Source organism: Paenibacillus sp. Root52, from assembly GCF_001426865.1.
Taxonomy (GTDB): domain Bacteria; phylum Bacillota; class Bacilli; order Paenibacillales; family Paenibacillaceae; genus Paenibacillus.
Map to the genome: position 1 here is coordinate 302,989 of NZ_LMFO01000023.1, position 25,145 is coordinate 328,133.

Annotated in this window: 29 protein-coding genes; 5 read left to right on the forward strand and 24 right to left on the reverse strand. The window is 42.7% G+C overall.

The window, feature by feature from the left end; genetic code table 11:
- Nucleotides 1–24 precede the first annotated feature (24 nt).
- Nucleotides 25–1,032: a phosphotransferase family protein gene (locus ASD24_RS19055; RefSeq protein ID WP_056698983.1), complete on the reverse strand. Its 1,008-nt coding sequence runs from the start codon at nucleotides 1,030–1,032 to the stop codon at nucleotides 25–27.
- A gap of 79 nt (nucleotides 1,033–1,111) precedes the next feature.
- Nucleotides 1,112–1,645 (reverse strand): hypothetical protein, encoded by a 534-nt coding sequence (locus ASD24_RS19060; protein ID WP_056698986.1) that lies wholly within the window; start codon nucleotides 1,643–1,645, stop codon nucleotides 1,112–1,114.
- Between the two features lie 325 nt (nucleotides 1,646–1,970).
- Here ASD24_RS19060 and ASD24_RS19065 point away from each other — a divergent pair, with 325 nt between their 5' ends.
- Nucleotides 1,971–2,933: a cation diffusion facilitator family transporter gene (locus ASD24_RS19065; protein ID WP_056698988.1), complete on the forward strand. Its 963-nt coding sequence runs from the start codon at nucleotides 1,971–1,973 to the stop codon at nucleotides 2,931–2,933.
- Nucleotides 2,934–3,054: 121 nt separating this feature from the next.
- Here the strand turns inward: ASD24_RS19065 and ASD24_RS19070 are convergent, their stop codons facing one another.
- The 14 genes from ASD24_RS19070 to ASD24_RS19145 all read right to left on the reverse strand — a co-directional run bounded on the left by ASD24_RS19070 (nucleotide 3,055) and on the right by ASD24_RS19145 (nucleotide 12,414).
- Nucleotides 3,055–3,837 (reverse strand): hypothetical protein, encoded by a 783-nt coding sequence (locus ASD24_RS19070; RefSeq protein ID WP_162248959.1) that lies wholly within the window; start codon nucleotides 3,835–3,837, stop codon nucleotides 3,055–3,057.
- A gap of 411 nt (nucleotides 3,838–4,248) precedes the next feature.
- Nucleotides 4,249–4,620, reverse strand: a complete 372-nt coding sequence (locus ASD24_RS19075) for a hypothetical protein (protein ID WP_056699927.1) — start codon at nucleotides 4,618–4,620, stop codon at nucleotides 4,249–4,251.
- A 70-nt stretch (nucleotides 4,621–4,690) separates the two neighbouring features.
- Nucleotides 4,691–5,209 carry a GNAT family N-acetyltransferase gene (locus ASD24_RS19080; RefSeq protein WP_056698992.1) on the reverse strand — a complete coding sequence of 173 codons (519 nt, stop codon included), beginning with the start codon at nucleotides 5,207–5,209 and terminating at the stop codon, nucleotides 4,691–4,693.
- A gap of 22 nt (nucleotides 5,210–5,231) precedes the next feature.
- Nucleotides 5,232–5,597 (reverse strand): hypothetical protein, encoded by a 366-nt coding sequence (locus ASD24_RS19085; protein WP_056698995.1) that lies wholly within the window; start codon nucleotides 5,595–5,597, stop codon nucleotides 5,232–5,234.
- Between the two features lie 88 nt (nucleotides 5,598–5,685).
- Complete coding sequence (locus ASD24_RS19090; RefSeq protein ID WP_056698997.1) at nucleotides 5,686–6,255, reverse strand: GNAT family N-acetyltransferase; 570 nt, start codon at nucleotides 6,253–6,255, stop codon at nucleotides 5,686–5,688.
- A 42-nt stretch (nucleotides 6,256–6,297) separates the two neighbouring features.
- Nucleotides 6,298–6,537, reverse strand: coding sequence for a hypothetical protein (locus tag ASD24_RS19095; protein WP_056699000.1), 240 nt, complete (start codon nucleotides 6,535–6,537; stop codon nucleotides 6,298–6,300).
- A 117-nt stretch (nucleotides 6,538–6,654) separates the two neighbouring features.
- The gene (locus ASD24_RS19100) at nucleotides 6,655–7,146 is read right to left on the reverse strand and encodes a hypothetical protein (protein ID WP_056699003.1); all 492 of its coding nucleotides are present in this window, start codon (nucleotides 7,144–7,146) and stop codon (nucleotides 6,655–6,657) included.
- 105 nt (nucleotides 7,147–7,251) lie between these two features.
- A complete protein-coding gene (locus ASD24_RS19105) occupies nucleotides 7,252–7,650 on the reverse strand; it encodes a hypothetical protein (RefSeq protein ID WP_156395491.1) in 399 nt (132 codons plus the stop codon).
- A 216-nt stretch (nucleotides 7,651–7,866) separates the two neighbouring features.
- Complete coding sequence (locus ASD24_RS19110; RefSeq protein WP_056699010.1) at nucleotides 7,867–8,595, reverse strand: DUF7683 domain-containing protein; 729 nt, start codon at nucleotides 8,593–8,595, stop codon at nucleotides 7,867–7,869.
- 81 nt (nucleotides 8,596–8,676) lie between these two features.
- Nucleotides 8,677–8,907, reverse strand: coding sequence for a hypothetical protein (locus ASD24_RS19115; protein ID WP_235540677.1), 231 nt, complete (start codon nucleotides 8,905–8,907; stop codon nucleotides 8,677–8,679).
- A gap of 499 nt (nucleotides 8,908–9,406) precedes the next feature.
- Nucleotides 9,407–9,880 carry an NUDIX domain-containing protein gene (locus ASD24_RS19125; RefSeq protein ID WP_056699019.1) on the reverse strand — a complete coding sequence of 158 codons (474 nt, stop codon included), beginning with the start codon at nucleotides 9,878–9,880 and terminating at the stop codon, nucleotides 9,407–9,409.
- 600 nt (nucleotides 9,881–10,480) lie between these two features.
- Nucleotides 10,481–11,344, reverse strand: a complete 864-nt coding sequence (locus ASD24_RS19135; protein WP_056699024.1) for a DUF4085 family protein — start codon at nucleotides 11,342–11,344, stop codon at nucleotides 10,481–10,483.
- An 83-nt stretch (nucleotides 11,345–11,427) separates the two neighbouring features.
- The gene (locus tag ASD24_RS19140; protein ID WP_056699028.1) at nucleotides 11,428–11,943 is read right to left on the reverse strand and encodes a hypothetical protein; all 516 of its coding nucleotides are present in this window, start codon (nucleotides 11,941–11,943) and stop codon (nucleotides 11,428–11,430) included.
- Between the two features lie 33 nt (nucleotides 11,944–11,976).
- Nucleotides 11,977–12,414, reverse strand: coding sequence for a hypothetical protein (locus tag ASD24_RS19145; RefSeq protein ID WP_056699031.1), 438 nt, complete (start codon nucleotides 12,412–12,414; stop codon nucleotides 11,977–11,979).
- 250 nt (nucleotides 12,415–12,664) lie between these two features.
- Between ASD24_RS19145 and ASD24_RS19150 the strand changes: the two genes are divergently transcribed.
- Complete coding sequence (locus tag ASD24_RS19150) at nucleotides 12,665–13,297, forward strand: LysE family translocator (protein ID WP_056699033.1); 633 nt, start codon at nucleotides 12,665–12,667, stop codon at nucleotides 13,295–13,297.
- Nucleotides 13,298–13,309: 12 nt separating this feature from the next.
- On the opposite strand, the gene ASD24_RS19155 is transcribed toward ASD24_RS19150, so the two are convergent.
- Nucleotides 13,310–14,752 (reverse strand): amino acid permease, encoded by a 1,443-nt coding sequence (locus ASD24_RS19155; protein WP_056699930.1) that lies wholly within the window; start codon nucleotides 14,750–14,752, stop codon nucleotides 13,310–13,312.
- A 189-nt stretch (nucleotides 14,753–14,941) separates the two neighbouring features.
- Between ASD24_RS19155 and ASD24_RS19160 the strand changes: the two genes are divergently transcribed.
- Complete coding sequence (locus ASD24_RS19160; protein WP_056699037.1) at nucleotides 14,942–15,688, forward strand: YqcI/YcgG family protein; 747 nt, start codon at nucleotides 14,942–14,944, stop codon at nucleotides 15,686–15,688.
- A 148-nt stretch (nucleotides 15,689–15,836) separates the two neighbouring features.
- Nucleotides 15,837–16,481, forward strand: a complete 645-nt coding sequence (locus ASD24_RS19165; RefSeq protein WP_056699039.1) for a LysE family translocator — start codon at nucleotides 15,837–15,839, stop codon at nucleotides 16,479–16,481.
- A gap of 208 nt (nucleotides 16,482–16,689) precedes the next feature.
- Here ASD24_RS19165 and ASD24_RS19170 read toward each other — a convergent pair whose 3' ends face one another.
- The 4 genes from ASD24_RS19170 to ASD24_RS19185 all read right to left on the reverse strand — a co-directional run bounded on the left by ASD24_RS19170 (nucleotide 16,690) and on the right by ASD24_RS19185 (nucleotide 21,702).
- The gene (locus ASD24_RS19170; RefSeq protein WP_056699041.1) at nucleotides 16,690–18,159 is read right to left on the reverse strand and encodes a glycoside hydrolase family 1 protein; all 1,470 of its coding nucleotides are present in this window, start codon (nucleotides 18,157–18,159) and stop codon (nucleotides 16,690–16,692) included.
- A gap of 25 nt (nucleotides 18,160–18,184) precedes the next feature.
- Nucleotides 18,185–20,101 carry a beta-glucoside-specific PTS transporter subunit IIABC gene (locus ASD24_RS19175; protein ID WP_056699043.1) on the reverse strand — a complete coding sequence of 639 codons (1,917 nt, stop codon included), beginning with the start codon at nucleotides 20,099–20,101 and terminating at the stop codon, nucleotides 18,185–18,187.
- A gap of 116 nt (nucleotides 20,102–20,217) precedes the next feature.
- Complete coding sequence (locus tag ASD24_RS19180; RefSeq protein ID WP_056699045.1) at nucleotides 20,218–21,072, reverse strand: PRD domain-containing protein; 855 nt, start codon at nucleotides 21,070–21,072, stop codon at nucleotides 20,218–20,220.
- Between the two features lie 309 nt (nucleotides 21,073–21,381).
- Complete coding sequence (locus tag ASD24_RS19185; RefSeq protein ID WP_235540720.1) at nucleotides 21,382–21,702, reverse strand: winged helix-turn-helix transcriptional regulator; 321 nt, start codon at nucleotides 21,700–21,702, stop codon at nucleotides 21,382–21,384.
- Between the two features lie 315 nt (nucleotides 21,703–22,017).
- Here ASD24_RS19185 and ASD24_RS19190 point away from each other — a divergent pair, with 315 nt between their 5' ends.
- Nucleotides 22,018–22,605 carry an NAD(P)H oxidoreductase gene (locus tag ASD24_RS19190; RefSeq protein WP_056699051.1) on the forward strand — a complete coding sequence of 196 codons (588 nt, stop codon included), beginning with the start codon at nucleotides 22,018–22,020 and terminating at the stop codon, nucleotides 22,603–22,605.
- 74 nt (nucleotides 22,606–22,679) lie between these two features.
- Here the strand turns inward: ASD24_RS19190 and ASD24_RS19195 are convergent, their stop codons facing one another.
- From ASD24_RS19195 to ASD24_RS19205, 3 genes are all read right to left on the reverse strand, one after another.
- On the reverse strand, nucleotides 22,680–23,333 hold the full coding sequence (locus tag ASD24_RS19195; protein WP_056699054.1) for a FusB/FusC family EF-G-binding protein: 654 nt from the start codon (nucleotides 23,331–23,333) through the stop codon (nucleotides 22,680–22,682).
- A 295-nt stretch (nucleotides 23,334–23,628) separates the two neighbouring features.
- Nucleotides 23,629–24,078, reverse strand: coding sequence for a GNAT family N-acetyltransferase (locus ASD24_RS19200; RefSeq protein ID WP_056699056.1), 450 nt, complete (start codon nucleotides 24,076–24,078; stop codon nucleotides 23,629–23,631).
- A 185-nt stretch (nucleotides 24,079–24,263) separates the two neighbouring features.
- Nucleotides 24,264–25,136, reverse strand: coding sequence for a carbohydrate ABC transporter permease (locus tag ASD24_RS19205; RefSeq protein ID WP_056699059.1), 873 nt, complete (start codon nucleotides 25,134–25,136; stop codon nucleotides 24,264–24,266).
- Nucleotides 25,137–25,145: the final 9 nt, after the last annotated feature.

Below are 25,145 nucleotides of genomic sequence, written 5' to 3' on the forward strand. Positions count from 1 at the left end.
TTCATCTCCCTTCTTCAGACATGTTCAAGCATTAAGCCAGCCTTCAATCTCACCACTCATATTTTCATACCTTTGCAAACTGTCTAAAGTTCCACTGACTTGAGATGTTCCCAGCTGTTGTTCTGCTTGATCTGTGCATTCAATCTTTAAGGATCGCTTCAGGCTATATTCCAGCCATGCTAACTTGCCTTCATAACCATGATTCAACACCATGCCCCAATCGACCTTTGGTTCACCTGCTTGCTTCCGATATGCACGGACAAATGCCATGAATTTAACTTGATTAACAATGCCCGTATCAAGCACAGACCAATAGATTGCAGTTTCAACGAGATCATGCAGCGGATTAATCCGTCCCGCAGATTCCCAATCAATAATAATAGGTTTATTATGACGACACATGACATTTTTGGGCTCTAGATCCCGGTGACTGATTACCTGATCTACGCTTAGTATTGTTGAAGCAGTGTTAGCCTTTGCCGTCCACTCATAGAGCTTGTGCGCATGGTTTTCCAATAGCGGAGCCCATTCTATATTTTCGTGTAGACCTCGTTTCACATAACCGTTCCAGTCGATCTCTAATTGTTTGGCCGGCTGAAGACTTGTATCAAGAATCGAAGAACAATCCGTTCTATGAATCTGTCCGAGGATCGTACCTATCTGTTCGCAATGAAGTGGAGTAATATCCATAGACTGAAAATTATGTCCATCAATCCATTGAAATACGAGATAGTATTGATCCTCAATATGGTGCACAGCATTACCATTGAAGATCATGGCAGGTTGTGCAGCAATAGTGCCAGCTAGCTTATTCGCAATTCGCTCCGACTGTCTATAATTCGTAACCGCTTCAGGTCTGAGCATAATTTGAGGATTTAGTGCCTTCACTGCATATTTATCTAGGCTAGTTACTAAGGCATACGTTCTATGTAACAAGCCTCCTGAGATGGCTGTAGGTGTTCCTATTAGATCACCAAGCTCCAGCTCACTGCACAATTTCTCAAAGTTTAGCTTATATGGAATCTCATTCATGAGTTAACTACCTCTCTATTGTTGGCGTTAACAGAAAGACAGACAGCACCCTGACTATACCGAGTCTTAAAGCCAACGCTTAATCTATCGGCCCATCGATTGCCTTCCCTAATTTCAACTGAAATTGTACAGATTCAGGCGATAGATTATTCACGTATATTCGGTACATCCCACTTTCAGGTACTTTGATCGTTACGCTTCCTGTTCCGGATTCTACAATTTCACTATAGATTTGCTCATCAGTCATCGACATAAGTCCAATTTCAAGTTCGTTTACTTTTTCACTCGTTACATCCATTTTGAATGATTCATCTTGCTTGAATGGAAGTTGCCCAAAGTTATTGCTTCTTGAAGCACTCATGTAAATGTCCAAATTCTTGCTATCTTTAGTTTCAATCATTCCAATCATATTTACTTCTTCTTCCACTTCTGACGGAACCTCATCTTCAGTCGGCAGGGTATGATTCACAGCTGTAGTATCAGCTATGATTGAGTTCCCCCCGTTATGCTCCATGGCATCACTGTTCATAACATAGATGATGATACCAACTGCTACTGCACATAATATTACACTACTGCTCCACACCCACATCTTCTTTCGCCGATCTTGCATACATATCCTCCACGTAATTGATCTCTTCCTTTAAAGAATTAGAATCCCGTTCTATATGTACAAACACCCATTTTTTCATGTTTTTCCCTCATACTTCATTCAATCATACCACAAGCTTTACTAACTTCACTCAATAACTTTCCATTTTATAACTCATAATTCTGATGAAACGGGTTGACACTAGTTTGAGGTACTTTTATAATAAAAACATAAAACATATGAGTGATTGCTCATATGTTCATAATTAAATCATTAATATAGCTTCTTAATTTCATCAACTGCTTCTTAATGAGACATTTTTTTTGCAAAAAGGAGAGAATTCCGTATGTCTGAACATCATCACGACCATGGTCATAATCACGCACACACCAACAACAAGAAAGTACTGCTCATTTCCTTTATCATCATTACCCTGTATATGTTCGTTGAAGCCGTTGGTGGGTTTATAACGAACAGCCTGGCATTAATATCAGATGCAGGTCACATGCTCTCGGACTCCATTGCCTTGGGAATTGCTTTGTTAGCATTCACATTTGGTGAGAAAGCTGTGAACACAGGTAAAACCTACGGTTATCGGCGTTTTGAGATTCTAGCGGCTACACTGAATGGGATAACCCTTATCGGTATTTCCCTATATATCTTTTACGAAGCCATTGGTCGCTTCATTAACCCACCCGAAGTAGCAACCGTAGGCATGCTGATCATCAGTACGATTGGATTGCTCATCAATATACTGGTTGCCTGGATTATGATGCGTGGCAGTGACACTGAAAAAAATCTGAATATGCGCGGCGCATACTTACATGTCATCAGTGATATGCTCGGCTCAGTTGGGGCTATTGCTGCAGCTCTGCTCATGATGTTCTTCGGCTGGGGCTGGGCAGATCCATTAGCAAGTGTCATTGTCGCTGTACTAGTGTTACGCAGTGGTTTCTTCGTTACCAAATCGTCCTTACATATCCTCATGGAAGGTACGCCTAAGAATGTAGATCTGAATGATCTTGTACAAACGATTCAAAACGTAGACGGCGTGCAAGGTGTCCATGATGTGCATGTATGGTCAATTACCAGCAACCTGAATGCACTCACCGCTCATATTGTCGTGGATGGCAATATGGATGTATATGCATCCGAAGTGTTGGTTCAGAAGATTGAACATCTGCTGGAGCATAAGGAAATTAAACATGTGACTTTACAGGTGGAGTCTGAGAAACACATGCATGATCGTTCGGTATTATGCACCGTCAAAGGCGACGCACCAGATGCGCACGCGCATCATCATCATTAAAATGGACACTTTAGTTGTCCATTCCAAAGAAGGGCTATTCCCGCAAGTGGGAAAGCCCCTTTCTTTTTTCAGGTTGATTTATGCTGATCAGAATACTCTACTCTCCTTCTTAATCCCTATCTTAATCTCCACCACCGCCACAAGACGAGCAACTGGATGAACTACAAGAAGAATCTGAAGAAGATGAGCCTGAAGAAGAATCAGAATCTCCAGAAGAATGACTGTGATGATCGCTGGAATGGTCTGCATAACAACTGGAACTACTCGAACAGCCGCTACTTGACGAAGCCGCCTTCTCCCTCGGGAAAATGTCTTGTTCCAGACTCTCCATGTGCATTTCATACGTTGACTCATCTTGTATGGAGTAATATACCATTGCACTTGCCATGAGAAGAGCCACATTGCTCGTACCTGAGCCTGTCTTTTCAAGAGATAACTCTTTCTCGTTCAGGTTGGCTGATCGTTGTAACTGCTCGATTAGGTAAGTAACCACTTGCGCTGTCTCAGGTTCCTCCTGCGTACGCCTAGCATGGAAAAGCTGGTTTACCAGTTCAGAACGGTGCCCCTGTACGATCAGCTTCTGTATGTCGCCAGATAACGGATATCTGAAGAAATCACCCCAGATCGCGGAACTATACGGAGTGAACTCAAAGAGCTGACAATACACCCAGTCAAACCAAGCACGTGCACCTGGCGTATCACTGCGAGTAACTGCTGGCTCATGATGTACCATGGCATCCATGAATTCTGTACAAAAATCGGCGTACGATCTTGTAAACATCAACATTTCATGCCACAACTGATCCACCTGTTCACTGAACATAGGCACCTGCTTCAGCAACGAAGCCATAATGAAGTACCGCTTGAGCTCTAGCAGCTTCCACTGATACTCTAGCTTATTCATGTAAGGATGCTCCTGTTGCATCCGTAATTCAAGTTTATCTTCAGAATGTGTATAGAAATGTGTTTGGAAGCTAGCTTCCAGTCTCTGAATGGTCTGGTTATATGCAATCTCTTTGCGTAGTCCAAGATTCTGAGGTAAATTGGTACTTCTGTACATGTTCTTCCGACGTCTTCTTCGGCCTCTTATGGAACGATTTCCTTTCAGCTTACGCCCTACTGCAACTCCTATGATAATGAATATAGCTGCTCCAAAGTAAAAGATCCACACCACAATACAGTCTCCCCTTCCTGACTCTCTCTATGTATATTCACACCTTCCATTTAGTATAAATGAGGATCATTAACCATGAAAAGAGCCCTTTGGCATACATGCCAGGGCTCTATCGTTTGTATATTATTGCTACGTATCGTCTTATGACAATGCAATGACTAAGCTCGTTATAAGAAGTAGCAGGGTTACAGGAGTCCAGATTCTTCGTTCCCACACACTTCTTGTCATAAGATTCATTATCGTGCCCAGCACTAGATAAGCAACAATAAACCAAATCGCTGTATCTGCAATCGCAGACCACGCAGGCAGTAACAAACCTGATTTACTTAGAACAGTAACACCGATCAGCGCCAGAATGGCGATCTGAAACAAACAAATGAAACGCATAAATAGGGGGTATTTACCAGGGGATTTCCCACCCATCGCATATTCGCCCCATGGTACACCAGCAGCTAACGCAGCTTGGAAAAGAATGACCACAACGATCAACATAGCGAATATGATCTCTGACATGACAATCACTACGACCACTCTCCCCAAATAAGTAGAGAAAATATGACTTTAGCAACTAACCTTTACAACACTATATGCCCAAGTCCTTCACTAAATACAGCAATAATTCATCATCTACCATCACCGGTTGCCCAGGTACCACTTGAACATTCTTATATGTGATCCCTTTCCCATCCATGACATAACCACGCTTGGTATACATCATTTGCGCATTTCCATAATCTTGATATAACCCTACACCGAGTCCAATACGTGTGTAATCTTGGGCTGCAATTTTCTCCATCTCATCCAGTAAAGCGCTGGCAATTTTCTTTCTTCTGAATTCCGGGAATACGTTGAGATCATTGATCTCGGGAATATTATCAAGGTTGAAAAACGGATACTCCGAGTGATGTAACAGGTGGCAAGCTCCCGCAAGTACCTCGTTGCAGAATGCCAACAGCGTTACTCGCTTTCCTTGTACATTCTCCTCCAAACACTTCGCAAAGTAATTTCCTGAACGATACCACGGAAAATGATTAACGAATTCACGATCCAACATGTCTGCTTGATCCTGGGTCGAGAGTTGTTTTAGCGTAACACTGCTCATCTTCACTACCTCCGCTTCTTGTTTATGCTCCCCAACTAAGCTCCTCTTGATATGTATACTGATTCCCGCCTTCATAGGCGACTTGACCATAATATACTTTCACACCTAATTCTATTGAAATCCCTAATCCAACCGTATGAACTTCTACCTCTGAGTTATGATACTTTAACCTGACCGGACATTCGTAACTAGCTTGTTCCCCGTTGTGCGCTCTTGAAATATTGATATACACCTCTGTATTACTTAGGTCGCTTGAGCCATATTCGTACCATTCCCATGTATCTTCATAATCTCGATGAGAGTCATCCAAGCCACTGAACAGGTTAACGTCCTGGATAAAATCGGTCATCTCTCGTTTGATATAAAACCAGAACTGTTTCTGTCCCATATTTATTCGCTCCTAATTCCTTGCTATCCTCTATCTATAGAGAAGCTCTTTCATATATTTCAGTGAATACTGAATCATAATAATATCGTTATTCATGCTGTGGAATCTTCCTACGCATATAGAATGCGACCTCTTCACTCCCTGTATCGTTATTGGAGTATAGTGAGAGGTCAATTCCTTCGATCTGAAATCCACATCGCATATAGAACTGTACTGCGGCTACATTGGTATTTTGCGTCTCGACCGTCACCGCTCGTAGCCCATTGTCTCTAACCAAGTTAGCCATCTTATCGATAAGAATCTTGCCATATCCTTTCCGCTGATGGCGCTCATGAACCTGAAGATGCCAGATTAACAACGTATTATTCCAGTATTGAGGCTCAGCAATCGCAAGTGCTACTAACTTCTGATCGACATACACCCCGTAAGAATAACCTAATGTAACAAGCTGGTTATATCGCTTTAGATCCTCTTCATCATTCATTTCTTCCTTCACATACGGCGGATCTACATCAATGAGATGGATTCGTACGGTGTAAGAGTATGGTATCTCCGTCTCTTCGTTTGAACATTCGAATTTACGTGTGGATACGTATCCAAAATGACCGAGCTGAGCAAATTCATCCATCGTGATTGATGTGATTGGTCTTAATTCCACAGACAGTCCTCCTTATAACTTGATCACACACCATTCATGGCACTAACTCGTTGCAATACTCGCAACCATACCTTCTCCCACATTGTAATACAACGCACTCCCATCAATATATAAGCAATCCCATTCTCTGTATACAGGTTGGTCGAACATCATCACGATTTTCTTCATGGTATGATTGATCGCTTGAACTCGAATGACCTGACGATTCGGCACTGTTCGCTGTTTCTTCGCTTCATTAAACCAAGCCCTGCATTCTTCTTCCGTCAAATCTTCTGCGTACATCCCAATCTGGTTCTCCAATAGTGTCGCGAGCGAATGCGTATCATGCCATTCTGGTGAATATGATCTTGAACCATTAATTCTCCATATATCAAAGACAGTTCTGGTAATGCCATATATCTAATAAACATCATCGAATCCCAATATGAACCAACATCTGCGTGTTGCGTAAAACACAATATAGAAGCAGGATAATGTTGCCTCCATTGAAGCTTTGGACCAACCTGGATTTCCTAACTTAAAGACAACCCATTGATCCAATTCAACTCTCAGATCTGAGAGCAGCGCCTGTGCTAATTCCCTTGCCTCAATCTCATCAGCGACAATACGCTCTGTACACGTGCCTTGGAGAAACATACTGATTAGCGAGCCTTCCAACTCATAGCGATTTAACACCGTTGCTTGATCCAACACATCCTCGTTAACTGGCAAAAAATCAGCATACTCTTCAATGAATTCTTCACTAGAAAGAAGATATTTCAACAAGTCCGTTTTCTCAGTATGTAATGCAAAATCCATGGGCTTGGTATGTCTAAACAACGAAAAGTAAAACTGACTTGTATCTGTGTATTTCTGTTTCAATACATCTATGGTTTGATATGAAATCTTCATCTAAACCTTATCACCTCATTCTAAGTAACCTAGATAATCCCTTCTCTTACGAGTTCGCTTTTTTGATATGACCATAGATGTTCATCATCATTTCACCGTCTCATTCTATTCCCAATCTTCTATATCGCGATGCCTACCCAAACCTACAGTATCAAACTCATCTTTGCCCTGTAATTTGCATACTCCCAAAATTTCAAGTGATCGGTTGATTGCAGACTGACTTAACGTTTCCTCGAAAATAACCTGACTGGAGTCCCATACCATTGCATTCTGTGAGCCGGTTCCTCCGAAATATTCTGCTTCAATATAAGCAACCAAGCCGAACTTAGAGATTTCTATACAATAGGAACTAATGGTATCAGTCAAATACTCATAGTTAGGCATGGTTGTACCTTGATTCATATTTATCTCATCATATAGCTCATCTGTTAGGGGGATAACGATTAATTCATTGTAGAACGGGATAATCTTAGTGCTCGTATACTTCTCCTTTAATCGTTTCATAGCATCAAATGATGTGACTATTCCTCTAAAGTCGTATCCCACGGGTTCACCTTCCCTACTTTTTTATAATTATTACGCAAAGAAACAGCAACATTGAAACATGGCTAAACATCTGCTTGGATCAAGCGATACTCATAATCAAAATCTGCATGGATACGATGCCCACCGAATAGGTCTCCGTCCGAGAACTTCTACTAGAAAGAAAAGCATGGATCATTAACAACTAGCGCGTAATCCGTACCTATACTTGGTGAAATCCAACGTATGATTGATTTTGGATTGAAAGAACTCTTGATGCGCTTGCGTTATTTTAAAATATCCAAAAACAGGATGCTCTTCGGATAAACCAAATACATCACGGTATTTCTGTATGGTCACATCTTGTATTTCCTCTTCACCAATAACGATCTCCACTTCCGCGTCTATTTCACTCCATTCTATCGATCTAGTTACATCTTTTTCCTCATAATAATAGGGTGAAGTACACTTTTCCACCGATAGATTTTTGCTTCTAGCAAATTCAATGGCCTGATATGAATCACGATAACTACCAATAAACATATAATAGTCCCAACCAAAATGCACAAAAAAATGATCTTTGGCGTACAACTGACAATCCGCATAATTTCTGAGTATCATCTTGCAGATTGTGCGAATTTCATCGGTGTTATATACCCCATCTTCTCGAATTACAATTTGACTAAATTCCTGTTCATATAACACAGAATGTTGATCTTCTTGTGAGATTGATCGATTCAATACTTGAATAACCCGTAGATTCTGCTGTCCTGCTTCCTTTAAAAACGCCATGATTGTGTCTATGTATGCATCTTCAACAAGAAGATATTGTTCCAATGTGAATACATTACCTTGAATTACTTTTCCAATCTCGGATGGGCATGTCCATCCATCTAGTACATTGTTGACTTGCCATTGATAATTCATTTTTTCCTCTCCTGGTTACAAATTGTTCTATCGCTCTTAGCTCAATAGAGCAACACTTTAATACACTCTCTACATGACTTCCTAAATATTAATCTCATCCCAGTTCAGAATGACGTAGCCAATTTGAATGACGATCAGAACCAGATAACTTATCCCTATAGCGAGGCTGAACTTTATACTTTTCTGGCTAATCTTATACTCTGCTGTACTGATCGTACCGTGATGAAGTCGGGAATGAAGCCTGTTCTTTGTTTTCATGATCAAGTGCAACTCAATGATTCCGAATACTGCCCAGAGCAATGTAAACATCAATAATACAGCATTTGAAACAGACAATAGAAAGAGTACGCCCTCGTCCGAAATTGTACTATATTTAAAACTCAAATTAACGATCAGGGTTAGAATAGAGAAAGCAATACCAATGTAACTGTAATACGGTGTGTATTTGGAACTTCTCAGAATAGCTCTTCCTCTCTCGTTTTTCTCATTTACTGCTCAAAACCAAAATGCATAGAACTCTTCCGAAAACCAAAACCATACAATCCCCAGTAGCATCATCACAATTCCGCATATTTTTAATACCACTTCTACCCATCTGGGAATATCGCCGCTCGGTGGGTTATCCTCGAACTCCCAATTGGGTTTAATACGTCTGTATCTCAGAAGGACGAAGCACCTATATAAAATGTCCGGAAAAAAGTGAACGATCACACCCATGATAAACATCGGAATGGATAAATAACCAAATGTACTACTAGTCCATTCCATCTCGATCATTTTCATTTTATAAGGATACAGATCCATTAATCTCTTATTTAACAAAATGTGCCCGCTCTTCCTGCTGGGAACTAAATATATGATGTGGATACTTGTTTACCATGGGAGGAAGCTGATGTGCAGGGAAAAATTGAAGTTCCTTCATCTCGTCATTATCGGGAGAGAGCTGTCCGGACTTAATTCTACATTCGAAAATAATCGTTATGTATTCAACCTGATGGCCGTTCGCATAGGTAAACCGTTGCTCTTCGCCACCGTACACCCCAGTGATCTTCTCTGGTTCAATCACAAGCCCCGTCTCTTCCATCGCCTCTCTAACCATCGCTTGAGCTGGCGTCTCACCTAGTTCAATAGCTCCGGCAATCAATCCCCAAGTGGACTCCTTATGCTTACGACCAAATAATATCTCTCCTTGCTCATTACGGATAATTCCAGCCACACCTGGCATAAAAATCAGATCGTTGCCAATCTTATCTCTTAGATTTTGGTAATAGTCCGACATGCCCATATTCTTAAAATCCTCCTCTGGATAATTCTACTAGAATTCAACCGTTGACTTTAACTTATTAGAAATAACGTATCCACCTTCAACTAAGTTTCACTTTTATTCCATCTATGGCGAACATTTCTTTCAACATTACATGTTAATCCATCCCCTCTTCAACTCACATATGAAGAATAGATATTTAACATAATAAAAGTGGGCGACTCTACGTAGCTAGAGTCGTCCACTTTAGATGCGATGGTATAACATAAGTACATCCGCTTACTACATAGCTACTGACTGATCTGAACAAGTTTCTACACTTTTTTATTAATAATATGTTTGTTGCCATCTGAATAATCTTGATTCTGTTTTTTTACTTCAGATCTTAAGTACCTAACTTCTTTAATTAGAACGTCAAGTCTTCTCGATGTTTGGGATGAATCTATGGCATAACGTATAACAAAGGCAATGATTAGAAACGCAAAGATGCTCACGAATATTATTAATAAAACGCCGAATAATTCCATACAAGTACAACTCCTTACTAACTAAAGCTTTAAATCTGTGATTGCACATGAGTGCTTATCTCAATTTTTCTGAATAGCTCCATTCAATACGCCCCTACTCGATCTCTACCAGAAAATCCTTACAGCGAACAATCAGTTCAGGCATACCTTCACCTTCAAACAGAATATGAAGCTCATATCCATCATCGATCCGATAAAGTTCTTCATATAGCCAGTATCTGCCGACAATATCTCCTTCTTGTTTGATGATTTTGGGTGCGACCAGTGTGAGCTTGTTTATATTAGTGAAGCCCCCGCGGGTATCAAATCGAATGACAAGTTCATCACCTGTTACTAGTTCCGTCACCGTACAATCGTGGAAATGCAAGCGTCGACGCACCTCAAGTGGAATATCTTGCGTTACGTTCACTTCTCTGTATTCCTTCAGCACAAGCTGCATTTGTTCTTCATTTCGTTTGCTCTGTTTCTTCAATTGGCGCATTATGCCTCTCGTGCAATACCCAAGAGTAAATACACGGATATCCGCAATTCGGTCATAGATTTCTTGGGGTAATCGTTCTGTCTGTTGTTTATAATTCCACTCCATCATTTCTTTGTACTCTTCCCGACATTTCTTCTCGTCAAACGGCGGACGTGCATCATACGCTGCAATGAGCTTCTCGATATGTGCTCTTTCTTCCGGTGGCATGGAATAAACGATCAGATCTTCTTCTGTTACCTCTTCTCCGCTAAAAAACGCATCAGCCCGTGTCAAGACCTCACCATTATGCTTTAACATATACCGAGGATCAGTGTCATACATCTGTCGTTCTAGATTGACATGTGCTTTTTCTTTTCTCTCATAGAGCCGTTGAAAAAGGGTTTCGTCCAACTCATAAGCTCCGCTATGTACTTTCATGCCAAAATGAAGTCCTGTCCGTTGGCTCAGTTCATACCATTCGTTCGTTAAATATTTCATAGATGATCTCTCCCACTGATGATTTAAATCTCTCTCATATCCCGCTGTGTGGCTCTATCTCCATTTGGATGTCCTTCAATGATCTATTTGGCTATGGATGCATACACCTTTTTAATCTGTGACGAAAATTTTGCTGCACCTGGAATTCGTGTCCGTTTATAATAAGCTGTTAATTGTTTAGGGTGATTTTTGACAAAATCATATTCAATGATCGTACTCGCGATGACCGACCTCGCAAAACCTAGAACCTCAACAACTTCAGAACGATCACCTTCATCAAGCTCCTCGCCCTCAGGAAACTCTCCATCAGGATCATCATCTAATTCTTCACTAAAAGTGATCCGAGCCACCACAAAAGACATGATGTCATCCTTATCATTGTTGTATTGCTCCAGTAACCATTGAATGCATTCTTCTTCTGTTGGAAGAGAAGCGCCAAATCCTTCAAGCACATACTTCCGTTCCTTGAAATCATCCATTAATATGCTCGCTTCATAGCTGCCATGCTCTACAAATTGGATGCGAGGTTTAAGTTGAAGCAATTCTGTTATAACGGCCTGATACCAATCACTTGTTAGCAATTGTTCGAATGTCTTCATTAGAATGCCCTCCCTATAATTAGACGCACAGGTCTAGGTTAAGGTTTGAAAAAACTTGTTTTTCACGTCTTTTTGGTTCCGTGCTGCCCATTCATATAATTCTTCTAATCCTGCATGCTCTTGGCTAGAGTCAAAATAAAAACACAGATCCACTGGCACAAGCCTGCGCCCATAGAGCTTGATACCGATCCGTTTGTAATTGATAAAGACACACTCGATCTGAGAGGCGTCATATCTCTGATTTTTAGTCGATATCACATAATCGGCACCTAGAGTAATGCTTGGTTTGGCAGATAATAAACGTCTGATCGTGATGATGATATTAGTAAAAGTAACAGCCATTAGAAATAGAATGAAATACTTAGAAAAACCTTCTTGGTTAATATGAAAAATTGTATATAGCATAAGTCCAAGGAGTAGCATCAAAATTAAATTCAACCTAGCTCTAGGATAAATCGTCAAATAGCTCATGATTTATTCCTCTCCTCCATTCGTTGAGATTATTATTTATATGTCCTAGACCTATCAGTTAGCCATACCTCTCCCAATCTAGCACTTTTCAAATTTTTCCCTTCTTTTACATAGTACCTTATGTACTTTTTAATATTCAAATGAAATCTTCACTACTCCGCTCAACCCTCACATAAATAGGAGATAAACCTGTCCTATAAGAGCCATTCGCAGAATAAGCTAGTAAAGTACGCGAAAGGAGGAGACATCTATCTCGATCTTATTAGGCTATGTTTTTCTCGGACTAACCCTGTCGGCGCCTATGGGACCCATTAATGCAGCGCAATTGGACAAGGGTGTCCGTGGAGGTTTCATGCCCGCCTGGTTTGTTGGACTGGGAGCAATCGCAGCAGATATCCTGTACATGTTGCTCGTATACTTTGGCGTTGTGCACCTGCTGGAACTGCCTTTTGTAAGGGTATTCTTGTGGCTATTTGGCTGTTTTGTGCTCGTTTACACTGGCGTAGAAAGTATGAAAAATGCAGGAAACCTCGCTCTCAATGAGACGAGAGGAGGTCATTCCGAACTATCGAGGTCATTTGTTCAAGGGTTCCTAATGTCTCTATTCAACCCTCTATCCATCATGTTCTGGCTTGGCATATACGAATCTGTTCTGGCTAAAGCGGTCAATGACTCGCCACTAGATCAGATGTTGATCTACAGTGGTGCTATCATCTTCGGTGTTCTACTGTGGGACTTGTGCATGGCGACAGCGGTCAGCTTTTTCCGCAAATATCTCACGTCTGCGGTACTTCGAGCCATCGGACTGATCTCCGGAGTTTCCCTGATTGGTTTTGGCATTTATTTTGGCGTCAAAGCCGTACAAGTTCTGTTAGTTCTATGACCTAGTTGTCCGTCATTTCACCTTACTTCTGCGAAGACGTATGCCGGTGATATGATAACCGGTTGCTTCCTCGGGACTTGGTTCATGAGCTTCATCGTCTTCCTTCCCGGTGCTTGCCGATTGAGCCGAGGACTTTTTCTTGCGTTTGCGCTGTACAATGATATCACTAATTCCAATAAGCAACACCAGCATGAGACTTATGAATAAGCCCGGTCTACTGAGTGCGTGGAAGAGCGTACCGGTCACGGCTAACGTAATGAGCACCAGTCCAATCCAACGTTTGACGACATCGAACTTGCCTGATTTCAGCAGTCGACCAGAGGATAGTAAGATAAATGACCAGTTATATAAAAGCATCAATCCAGCCGCAGTCGTAATATATTCATACACTTTACCAGGCAGCAACAGAGACATAACAATCGTTCCAATAAGCCCACACCCGATGAGGGAGAGTGCGAATAAGGGATATTTCTTCTTCCACTTACGTGAGAATAACGATGGAGCATCTCCCTCCTTCGCCAGTGTAATAATCATTGAGGTCACCGCATAAAGCGATGCCGTCATGGTCGAGAAACCCGCTACAATTAGCACGCCATTGAACAGGTGCGGAACAAAGGCTAGATGATCGCTGCTCAGTGCCAGGACAAACGGACTTTCTTTGGGATTAAATGCACTCAGCGGTACCATAATTAACGCAAGACCAATGGAAACGACATATACAGTCGATAGGGAAATGAGCATCACCTTACCTGCCTTGGGTGCGTCCTCGGGCTTTTCCAATCGATAAGACATAATTCCCAGCACCTCAATCCCTCCGTAGGCATAGAACGCAAACAGAAATGCAGCCCACAAGCCTACTCCACCCTTGGGAAAAATCGCTGCCAGATCCATCGGTACTTTGTGATCGTACTTCGTTCCTCCAATCCAACCGGCAAGGAGTGCAATAGCTAGGATCAGGAACATAATAATGGCTGCAATCTTAATGATTGCGAGCACGTTCTCAACCCGGTCAAATCCTTTGTTGCCAAAAAACACGATACATAGGCCGATTACGCCAAATCCTGCGGCAAAGACCCACAGCGGAACATTGGGAAACCAGAATCGAGAAAATATGGACAGAGCCGTCAACTGACTCCCCATAATAAGCAACTCAGAGAACCAATACACCCATCCGCTGGCAAAACCAGCCCAATTCCCAAAAGCCTTCTTCGCATAGGAACGGAATGAACCCTCCTCTGGATGATCTGAAGTCATTCGTGCCAATGCATCAAACACAACATATGTACCCAGAGCAGCTAAGGCATAAGCGATTAATACCGCAGGGCCACCAATGGATATCGCAAGACTTGAGCCTAAAAAGTATCCTGTTCCAATCGTTCCTGCCACACCAAGCAGACTTAACTGCCACCATTTCAATTTCTTTTCCTCTGTTGACGATTTGGATGCCTTACTCATGTTGTCAGTCCTTTCTACATCATTTCCAAGCTGCTTCAAGTAGCCTGCCCCATTCGCGTGGAAACATGTTAGGACTGTGTCAAAGAAAAAAAATGTGAGACATCCTTTTACATATGTAAGGTGAGGTGTGGACAGTCACCATTTTGACGCTAGGTTATATCCTAGTAGTAGTAAAAAGGAGGACTGTTCATGCCGCTGTTGTTTTCTTCTGTCGAGATTGATAATCATGAACTGACGCTTGATCCCTGGATGAGGGATGCGCATCGTTTATTTTCTGCCAAAATGAGCGACCGGGAAGCTCGCTTTCCGTGTATTCCGGCTACACAGGCTCATGCGCTGGGTCACCTTCGATATGGATTCATATCCTGTTCTGAGCACAATTTCCCCGCAAAGCAATTATCAAGAATTGTTGAGGAATATGGAAAGTCGTCCCGTTCTTTCGGTGACTATTCTTCTCTCGTTGTGTTCTTTGAGCAAGAAAAAGAAATCCGGAGTGTTCTTGATTACGAAAAAACCTTCTGGAACTTATTAAGTGAGATTCGGGATCTGGACAGTGAGCCTTGGCCAGGTGATATTCCCGAAGATCCGGAGAATCCACTCTGGGAATTTTGTTTCGGAGATGAACGATATTTCGTGTACTGTGGCACACCTGCACATACGTCTCGTCAAAGTAGGAACTTTCCCTATCTCATGCTGGCTTTAACACCCCGTTGGGTGCTGAATCTCTGGAATGAACAACCTCAGCGGGCTGCAGCCATCGCTCCTAGAATTCGTGCACGCCTGGCTGCGTATGATACCGTTCCAGCTCATCCTGAATTGAAGCAATATGGAAGCGAAGGTAACTTGGAGTACAAACAGTATTTTCTTCGTGATGATGATACCGCTCCTTCCAAATGTCCATTTCTTCGATCCTTGCAGGAAAAAGGCAAGTCATAACGGCATCTCGATTCTAAAAAAGCTCTCCTCCGAATAAGCTGAATACCAGCGGTTCCCCGAGGAGAGCGGAATGCATTACAGGCATATTTCACCAACCACCAGCGGACAAGCCCTCATGTAATCATTCATGTATAGAAAGGAAATGATTATGGAAATCTATATTAAATTCGTACTCATTGGACTCGCTATTGCCATGCCTGTTGGAGCTATCACCGTAGAGATGACCAAACAGGGGTTACGAAATGGATTCATGCATGGCTGGGCGGTAGGCCTTGGTGGAATGACTGTAGATGCTGGATTAATCCTTGCCATGTATTTTGGCTTCGCCTCTCTATTGTCACTTCCGTATGTTCAGATTCCGTTATGGCTCGCTGGTGCAGGCTTCTTAGCCTTTCTGGGTTATGATTCTATCCGAAACTCAGAGCTTAATCTGGTCTCTACCGAGGGAAAGAACGCAAAAACCAACAAATCATTTTGGAAGACATATCGCAATGGATTACTGGTTGCTGTCTCGCCAGGTAATCTTATTTTCTGGATATCCGTGTTCGGTACCGTATTATCTGATTCCTACCAAGCGTCTGGCAAATTGAGCTTTATCTTCGCTGGACTCGGTGTGCTCTGTGGAATTCTTCTACATGATGTGGGTCTGGTCTCGATCGTCTCCATCACACGCAAAATGATGAGCTCCAAAATGATACAAGTTGTCTCGGCTCTGGCGGGTGTACTTTTACTGGGTTTCGCGGTCTACTTTTTGTACAAGTTTGTGCTAGCCGTGTGGCTCATCTTGTCATAACTGAATATCCTTTTTTGACGCTTATAATATTTATGCGATCATTTCCAATGTCCATAATGGATATGTAATATAAAAGGAGATTTCTAAGATAGCGGAATGCCTAATCAAACTCCTTAATAAAAGAGCAAAAAAAGTGTCCTTCATGCACGAGTGCACGAACCGACACTTTTCTTTTATAAAAATCATGTTCGATTAAATCTATTCAAACTTACAGATCTTCACCATTGGTGGCAATAACCTGCTTGTACCACTCGAACGAATCCTTTTTGAACCGTTTCAATGTACCATTGCCCTCGTCGTCTTGATCCACATAGATGAATCCGTATCGTTTAGACATTTCGGAGGTGGACATGGAGATTAGATCAATCGGCCCCCAAGCCGTGTACCCAATCAAGTCTACACCCTCTTTAACCGCTTCTTTCATTTGCTCTATATGCTTCTTGAGATAATCGATTCGGTACGTATCATGAATTGAACCATCTTCCTCAACCTTGTCATATGCACCCAAACCATTTTCTACAACGAAAAGAGGTTTTCTATAGCGGTTATACATATCGCGCAACGTGATACGAAGCCCTTTCGGATCAATCTGCCATCCCCAGTCGGACGTATCCAGGTATTTATTTTTCACCGCATACGTCGTGAGATTACCAGATACCTGTTCATAATCTTCCGAATTGGATGCAACTGACTTGGACATGTAATAACTCAGCGATACATAATCCACAGGATACTGCTTCAATATTTCATCATCGCCAATTTCCTTCTGGATCACAATATTGTTCTCGGCAAAATAACGATTCATAAAGGACGGGTATTCGCCGTGAACATGTACATCCGTGTGGAACAGGTTCAAGTCGTTATAATGCTGTGCGAGTAACACATCTTCCGGATTGTTGGTCACCGGATAGGTCTGTCCCCTAGCCAGCATACACCCTACTTTAGCATCTGGATTGATCTCGTGTGCTAGCTTCGTCACCAATGCGCTCGCTACGAATTGATGGTGCAACGCCTGATAAGAGATTTGTTCCTTGGTTTGGTTCGGAAGCTTATCGACCAGTACGCCCCCACCCGTATATGGACTATGCCCCATCATGTTAATCTCGTTAAATGTAATCCAGTATGTCACTTGATCACGGTAACGATTGAAGAGCGTTTCCGCATATTTCACGAAGAGTGGAATCAACTCACGGCTGTACCAACCGTTATATTTGCGAGTCAGCGCCAGCGGAGTCTCATAATGAGACAGCGTAACGATTGGTTCGATGCCGTACTTTTCTAGCTCATTGAATACTCGATCATAGAATTCCAGTCCTTCGAGACTTGGAGCTGCATCATCGCCATTCGGGAAAATTCTCGCCCAGTTAATCGACAAGCGAAAGGCTTTGAAACCCATCTCCGCAAACAGCGCAATATCTTCTTCGTAGCGGTGATAGAAATCGACGCCGTCACGTTTCGGATAGCGATCGTCTACTTCCCCGTTGAGAGCCTTCTCGATATAATCAGAGTTTACATCTATGGCGAAGTTTAACCCGCGTTTTTCTTTTGGTATAAAAGGAACCATGTCAGCTGTTGTGAGCCCTTTGCCACCTACGTTATACGCCCCTTCAACCTGATTGGCGGCAGTTGCGCCACCCCAGAGAAAGTTCGTTGGAAAACCTGTTTGATATGTTGTCATATTGAATCACTCCTTAGTTTATGTTTTATTTCATAATGGTTAATGCTCGTTCTCCTTCAAAAATAGGACCTGTTTCGTTAATCGTCAGTACGTCTAGATAGTCGGCGGTATTGGTGACAATCATCATCGTTACCGTCTCAAGACCCGCTTCACGAATGGCGGCGCGGTCGAATTCAATTAAAGGTTGTCCCACTTCGAGTCGATCCCCTGGCTTCACGAGACTTGTAAAATGCTTACCTTTTAGCGAAACGGTCTCTATCCCAATGTGGATAAGCAGTTCTTCACCGTCATCCCCTTTAATACCAATGGCATGACCGGACTTCGGCATAATGCTGACCTCTCCATTAACAGGTGAAACGATGCGATCTTCGTCTGGCTCAATCGCAATACCTTTGCCCATCGCTTCTTCTGAGAACGTCGGGTCGGATACGTCATGAAGGTTTACAATCTGTCCTTTCAATGGCGAATGGATGTTGATCGGTCCTTTCGTTGCAGCTGCTGTAATACTCGCACTCGATGCTTTCGGGTTCGTTGGAACCTTCGGTGCGCCCTTTTCTTCCTGTTGTCCTTCAGCTGGAATATCTTTGAAACCGAAGATCATGACAAGCACAAAGGCACCGAGCAAGGCTCCAACAAAAAGAATCGAGGTCATGATCAAGTTATACGAATTACCCAACGGATCAGCATACGCTGGTAAAACGAAGAGCCCCGGCAGTCCGCCTAATACTTGTTTCTTAATTCCAAGCCATGCAGCAATTCCACCCATAACCCCAGCAGAGATCATGGCGAGATACAGCGGTTTTTTCAATTTCATGTTAACCCCGTACATCGCAGGCTCCGTGATACCCAGAAGAGCCGAGAAGCCGGTAGATGCACCCAACTGTTTGAATTGAGAGTTTTTACTTCTCACTGCGACTGCGAATGCAGCCCCAGCCTGTGCCACATTACTAAGCAACATCATGGGAGAGACAATTGGATCGAATCCGTAGCTCGCGAAATTTTGAAAAATAATGGGAACAAGGGCATAGTGCATACCTGTCATAATGAGCAGCGGCATGAAACCAGCAACCAAGAAGCCTGCAAGTGGCCCAGCCACATCGAACAACCATACGAGTCCACTTGCGACCCAATTACCAGCATAGGTACCCATTGGTCCAATAAGCCACAGCGTAATCGGAGCCACAATAATCAGGGACAGCAGCGGTGTGAACATCATCGTTAACACATTTGGCATCCATGACTTAACAAAAGCACTTACGTATTTCAGAAGAATGACACCGAGTATGATCGGAATAACCGATGAAGAATAATTAATCACCGGGATGGTAATCCCACCGAAAATGGTAAAACTCGTGATCTCTCCACCCGAATTGACTGCGTTGACCATGGTTGGATACAGCATCGGTGCGGCAAGCGCGAGCGCAACATACTCGTTCGTCTTAATTTTGCGCGCAGCGGTTACAGCCAGGAACAAGGGCAGGAAGTAAAAGAGTCCGTCTCCGATCATGTTCAATACTAGATATGTCTCGCTTTGATTACTCAACCAGCCAAATGTTACAAACATCGCCAGGAAACCTTTGAGCAGACCCGCTCCGGCAAGCGCTGGAATGAGCGGGGTGAATACACCTGAGATGAAGTCAAAGACGGAGGAGATTATCCCTTTTTTCTCTCCGCTCGCTGCCTGCGCTCCACCTGTGCCGACTAGAGGTTCAACCTCAGCGAATACATCAGCCACCTGATTACCGATAATGACCTGGAATTGATCACCCGAAAATTGAGCACCGATGACTCCTTTTAATTGTTTGATCTCTTCTAGCTTTATCTTTTCCTTGTCGCTCACCAAGAAGCGCAGGCGCGTCACACAATGCCAGGACTGCTCTACATTCTCCCTCCCTCCGACTTTCTCTACAATCTGTTTAGCTAACTCTTGATATGCTTTCATCGCGAATCCCCTCTCTGAAATTTTCAAAAAAAATACCCAAACAACGGTAGAGCTCTCGCTCTCCTATGCTTGGGTAACGCCTGAATCGATGATTCAGTAACAATTCCACGGTTGACCTATTTAGTTTCTAGTTGGCTGGTTAAACGCCAGATATGAAGAGCAAGATACAGTCTTTCATTCGGCGAAAGCGACCAACCATACTTCCGTTCTAGCAGATGTGCAATTTTCTCAACTGCCTGATAGGAACGAGGGTACTTGCTCTTGACCACTTCCACAATCGTTAGATCAACCTCTTGATCTTCGATATGATTTTGCTTGAATTGACGAATAAAAAAGTGACGCAGATGGGTGATAAATCGCGTGTAGCTCAACGATTCTTCATCCAGCTTGACTTGAAAATGATATTGGATAACCTCAATAATTCGATTAATAACTTCCGTCATTTTCAACGTTTCTTCAATCCGTGTCTTTTTAGTCTGCTGTCCATTTACGAAATGGTAGGTTAGAAAGGTTTCCTCACTTTTGGGCAAAAGAACATCAAGGCGATCGAATACTAGCCGGATGGCTTCTTGAGCTGCGAGATATTCCTTCGGATATAGATTCTTGACTTCCCAACGGTTCGTTTCAACGTATTCAATTTGCTCATTTGCTCGTTTAATCGCAAAGTTCAAATGATCGGCGATGGTTAAATAAATGTTATTTTCAAACGTCGTATTAAGCGAAACTTCCGCATTTTTAACCACTTCTACCGCTACATCGAGAACATCAGGGTCCATATGATCCAATACTTGCACGAGAGGTTTCTTCGCTGCTGAATCCTCTGCTGCAAACTTCCGGCGAATACTCTCTTCTTCGATCAGATCTCCTTTTTTCTTTTGGAAACCTACTCCAGTACCCATCACTACCCATTCAAGTCCAGAGAGATCTTTAACTAAAGCCACGTTATTGTTGAAGGCTTTAATATACCTCACTTTACTGACCCCACCTCTTAAAAAACACAAAAATCCATCTTGAAAATACATAAGGTATTTTCAACATGGTAATGCCTGATCTAATCAGTAACACCCATTTCAAATTATAGCCTTAATGTATCATTTCATGAAAACGGTGTCAACCGAAACTTTGCCAAAGCTAATAGATCATAAGGAGAATCGGAAAAAGGCTTAATCATTCAAGCTAAAAGCATATTGTTGTGCGTATTTTCCACATTTTGTATGACAAATGCAAGAGGCCATTTTACGGTGCAAGAGAAACCTTTCTCCTAGTCTCTCGTTACGGATTCAACGCTTCTCTGAAGAGTCGAACTCCTCTAACACCTTGGACTTATCTCCGTAAACCTTATCCAGGTGCTCCTCACCCCAGTAACATAGTAGATCGAGGGCAGGTTTAAGCCCCCAGCCATAGTCCGTTAACTCATACTCCACTTTAGGCGGAATCTCCGAATATACCTTTCGCTGCACAATCTCATCCTTTTCCAGACCTCTAAGCTGTGTTGTCAGCATCTTCTGCGTGATTTCGGGGATCAGCCTCCGCAGCTCCGATGTACGTTTCCGCCCTGTCGTCAAATGGTAGATAATTAAAGGCTTCCACTTCCCACCCATGACTTCCAAGGCTGCTTCCACGCCTACTTTGTATTTCTTGGGAGCACTCGTATGTCCATCCTCTGTCAACGTTCTTCCCTCCTGATTCAAGCTATTGCTGGGCGAAAACATAACCTCTTGTTTCTTGCGTACTACTATTGTGTATTGAATGTTAATTGCAGTTAACTAGGGTACTTTCATGTTCCTATAGAACTTATTTCTTCCTATAGAACTTCAAAGTGCGTTCTTCCAAACGATTTCATTCCTCGTCTATAATAGCATTGGCTATAAGGTATGGCTATTAATCGTGATTGAGAAAGGTAGTGAACTATACGTATGAACGTATTAGTTGTTGTGTCGCATTCGAGGAAGAATTCCCTGACTTTTCAGGTTACTGATCGTTTTGTGCACGGTCTAACTGAGGCTGGTCACAGTGCGGAGATATTGGATTTACACGGCATTGGCTTCGACCCTCTCCTCCTAGAAGGAGATGAACCAAGCCTTACTCAAGAAGTTCAAGTATTCTCTCCTGAAGTCCAAACAGAAATGGAACGGTTGAAAAAGCATGATGCTGTGGCTTTTGTGTTTCCCCTCTGGTGGTGGCATCTGCCAGCTATGCTGAAGGGTTATATTGATCGTGTATTTAATAACGGATTTGCCTATGGGGCAAATAAGCTTCATCATCAGCAAATACTATGGATTGCCCTTTCGGGTGTGACGGAACAACAGATGCAAAAGCGCAATTATGATGAATCCATTCAGAATCTGCTCAACGTGGGTATTGCTGATTACTGCGGTGTGTCTCGCTCGAGGGTTGAATTTCTGTATGAAACATTGGATGCTGCACCAGAGCATTATGAGCAGTTGCTTAACCATGCCTATCAGTTAGGACTGGATTATGCTAAGGATATTCAGGCGCAATAAGGATCAGAGCCCATTGATGTAGCGAAAAAGAAAAAGGTCACTCCGAAGAGCGACCTTTTCGCTGTGTAACTACCTTATTTTACTGCCGAGAAAAGAAATTTCTCCAGCATCGTTATATCACTAATGCTATGGTTACAAGCATCGTTATCCATGCATACATACTGGCCAATGGCACTAAAGTGATCTTGTGAATGGCTCTTGTTCTTCACGTTGAAGAATCCAAGCTCCTGATGGCGATGGCAGAACATACAGTATCCCTTCTTGTTCGTAGCCGTAATCCGTCCCTCAATACCGAAGAATCTGCCTTCGTGAGAGTACACGATGAACAAACGGCTCGTCGCAATGTCGATCCATCTCAAATAGGTCGTGTGTGCATAATTGATGGATTCGAGATCAGGCAATTTGAGCTTTTTCGCCTTAGGAAACAGCTTCTGAATCTGCTTCGCCGATATTTGCGGGAACAGAATCAGATATGCTTCCAGCTCGTTCAGATACAATTGCACGTCATGGGGCGTATCAAACGTGGATAACCGCTCCAGTAAATGCTTCTGTTCCGATGTCAATTCTGATGTCAGCTCATCAAAGACTTCAATGACATTTGTGCCGACCGTATAACGAACGGTCTCCAATACTTTAGGATCCACGACAGAGCGTAGCGTTTTGATCAGGAAATTGGCTTGCTTATGAATATAATTAAATTGATGATTATGAATAAATGGTGTTTGCATGGCGTTCAGCCCCTTATAGTTATTGATCAATCCAATAAGGTGCAAAGCCAGCGGGATGATACATGTTGTTTATGGTACTCACGTACTTACAGGGCGATCGATTGCATTCTCGTCGCGCCCTACACAAAGTCCACCCCTATTCAGGCTTTGCGTAAGGCCTTTCTAGCGAACGAGCAATCCGGCACAGCCAATATTGCCACGGTATAACCCCCAATATAGTAGATATACCGGCATTATAGCAGGATAGGGAATGTGGGGGCAATGGGTTCCTAGTTCAAAAGGTATGTTCCTACTTTTATTCAATCAACACCTTGATAAAATTCTTCTGATCTTTGGTAAACTGGTATCCTCGTTTCTCATAAAAGGCATGTGCATTCTTTCTACTAGGGTGTGACAGCAGTTTAATCCCATAATAACCCTCATCCTGAGCCCATGATTCCAAATGTTGAATTAAACGTCCTCCGATTCCCTGATTTCGATATCCTTCTTTAACAACAAACCCTAGTACATTGACCAACGGCTCTGAGAATAACAGTTGATACGGGCTACCGTGGATATATCCAAGAACTTCATTATTCTGCTCATAAACCCAGACCACATCTCTGGTATGTTCAAGAATGGTTTCGATTTTTTGCTTAACCTGTTCAATACCGAAAGTTGCAAACTGAGAATTAAAATGCTGATTTAATATATAAATATCATGAACATCTGTGATTTGAATGAACCTAATAGTATACTCTGCCATTCGTACAACCCCTATCTCACATTTATAGCCATGATTATACTATTGAAATAGAAAAATATAAGGATTCAATTATTCATAATTCAAACGAAATATTTAATCAAAAAAGAAGCCACCTCCCTGGCCTTCCCCAGTTCAGTAGCTCCCTTTTACGATCCTCATGTTACCTTACTTCATACAACCGCACATTACTCCTTCACCGCTCCAACCACAATCCCGGTTACAAAATACCGTTGCAAGAACGGGTACACCAGCAGGATCGGCAGTGCGCTGATGAAAATCTGAGATGCCCGGATTGTCCGCTGCGACAGATTCGCAATCGCTTCGGGATCAAGCTTGGTCATGTCGGCTTGCACGATGATCGTCTGCATAAACGTCGCGAGTGGCAGCTTTTCCGAATCACGGATATAAATGATTCCGTCAAAATAGGCATTCCAATGCCCAACCATCATGAACAGAGACACGGTGGCGATGACAGGCACGGAGACGGGCAGATAGATTTTGATAAATGACTGAAAATATCCTGCGCCATCAATAAATGCTGCCTCTTCCAGATCCTTCGGCACCGTGCGGAAGAAATTCAGCAGCAGGATGATATTGAACACCGCCACAAGACCTGGCAGAATCAGCGCCCACAGCGTATTCATCAGTCCCAGCTTTAGAATAAGGATATACCCCGGAATGAGTCCTCCGCTGAACAGCATGGTAACTACGAAATACCACAGATAGATGTTTCGCGCACGGAACACCCGTGTCTCCTTGGACAGCGCATATGCCGCAAGCGTATTGACGATGAGCGCAAGCCCTGTACCCAGTACCGTCCGTTCTACGGATACCCACAAGGAAGACAGGAAGTTGGAATTATCAAATGTTTTGGCGTACGCTTCGAGCGTGAATCCAATCGGCCAGAACGTGACCAACCCGGCATTAGCAGGTGCAGACGCGCTGAGCGATACCATCAGTAAGTGATAAAGCGGTAGCAGACAGAGCAGCGAAAGGATGGTCAGGAATACATTGTTGAAGATGCTGAATATGCGATAGGGCAGCGTTTTATGATACATGGCTCGTCA

Excerpts from the sequence above, each read along its gene's own strand:
- ASD24_RS19055 (WP_056698983.1), bottom strand. The coding sequence starts at position 1,032 with ATGAATGAGATTCCATATAAGCTAAACTTTGAGAAATTGTGCAGTGAG.
- ASD24_RS19060 (WP_056698986.1), bottom strand. The coding sequence starts at position 1,645 with ATGCAAGATCGGCGAAAGAAGATGTGGGTGTGGAGCAGTAGTGTAATA.
- ASD24_RS19065 (WP_056698988.1), top strand. The coding sequence starts at position 1,971 with ATGTCTGAACATCATCACGACCATGGTCATAATCACGCACACACCAAC.
- ASD24_RS19070 (WP_162248959.1), bottom strand. The coding sequence starts at position 3,837 with ATGAATAAGCTAGAGTATCAGTGGAAGCTGCTAGAGCTCAAGCGGTAC.
- ASD24_RS19075 (WP_056699927.1), bottom strand. The coding sequence starts at position 4,620 with ATGTCAGAGATCATATTCGCTATGTTGATCGTTGTGGTCATTCTTTTC.
- ASD24_RS19080 (WP_056698992.1), bottom strand. The coding sequence starts at position 5,209 with ATGAGCAGTGTTACGCTAAAACAACTCTCGACCCAGGATCAAGCAGAC.
- ASD24_RS19085 (WP_056698995.1), bottom strand. The coding sequence starts at position 5,597 with ATGGGACAGAAACAGTTCTGGTTTTATATCAAACGAGAGATGACCGAT.
- ASD24_RS19095 (WP_056699000.1), bottom strand. The coding sequence starts at position 6,537 with ATGTACGCAGAAGATTTGACGGAAGAAGAATGCAGGGCTTGGTTTAAT.
- ASD24_RS19100 (WP_056699003.1), bottom strand. The coding sequence starts at position 7,146 with ATGAAGATTTCATATCAAACCATAGATGTATTGAAACAGAAATACACA.
- ASD24_RS19105 (WP_156395491.1), bottom strand. The coding sequence starts at position 7,650 with ATGAAACGATTAAAGGAGAAGTATACGAGCACTAAGATTATCCCGTTC.
- ASD24_RS19110 (WP_056699010.1), bottom strand. The coding sequence starts at position 8,595 with ATGAATTATCAATGGCAAGTCAACAATGTACTAGATGGATGGACATGC.
- ASD24_RS19125 (WP_056699019.1), bottom strand. The coding sequence starts at position 9,880 with ATGGGCATGTCGGACTATTACCAAAATCTAAGAGATAAGATTGGCAAC.
- ASD24_RS19135 (WP_056699024.1), bottom strand. The coding sequence starts at position 11,344 with ATGAAATATTTAACGAACGAATGGTATGAACTGAGCCAACGGACAGGA.
- ASD24_RS19140 (WP_056699028.1), bottom strand. The coding sequence starts at position 11,943 with ATGAAGACATTCGAACAATTGCTAACAAGTGATTGGTATCAGGCCGTT.
- ASD24_RS19145 (WP_056699031.1), bottom strand. The coding sequence starts at position 12,414 with ATGAGCTATTTGACGATTTATCCTAGAGCTAGGTTGAATTTAATTTTG.
- ASD24_RS19155 (WP_056699930.1), bottom strand. The coding sequence starts at position 14,752 with ATGAGTAAGGCATCCAAATCGTCAACAGAGGAAAAGAAATTGAAATGG.
- ASD24_RS19160 (WP_056699037.1), top strand. The coding sequence starts at position 14,942 with ATGCCGCTGTTGTTTTCTTCTGTCGAGATTGATAATCATGAACTGACG.
- ASD24_RS19165 (WP_056699039.1), top strand. The coding sequence starts at position 15,837 with ATGGAAATCTATATTAAATTCGTACTCATTGGACTCGCTATTGCCATG.
- ASD24_RS19170 (WP_056699041.1), bottom strand. The coding sequence starts at position 18,159 with ATGACAACATATCAAACAGGTTTTCCAACGAACTTTCTCTGGGGTGGC.
- ASD24_RS19175 (WP_056699043.1), bottom strand. The coding sequence starts at position 20,101 with ATGAAAGCATATCAAGAGTTAGCTAAACAGATTGTAGAGAAAGTCGGA.
- ASD24_RS19185 (WP_235540720.1), bottom strand. The coding sequence starts at position 21,702 with ATGGGTGGGAAGTGGAAGCCTTTAATTATCTACCATTTGACGACAGGG.
- ASD24_RS19190 (WP_056699051.1), top strand. The coding sequence starts at position 22,018 with ATGAACGTATTAGTTGTTGTGTCGCATTCGAGGAAGAATTCCCTGACT.
- ASD24_RS19195 (WP_056699054.1), bottom strand. The coding sequence starts at position 23,333 with ATGCAAACACCATTTATTCATAATCATCAATTTAATTATATTCATAAG.
- ASD24_RS19200 (WP_056699056.1), bottom strand. The coding sequence starts at position 24,078 with ATGGCAGAGTATACTATTAGGTTCATTCAAATCACAGATGTTCATGAT.
- ASD24_RS19205 (WP_056699059.1), bottom strand. The coding sequence starts at position 25,136 with ATGTATCATAAAACGCTGCCCTATCGCATATTCAGCATCTTCAACAAT.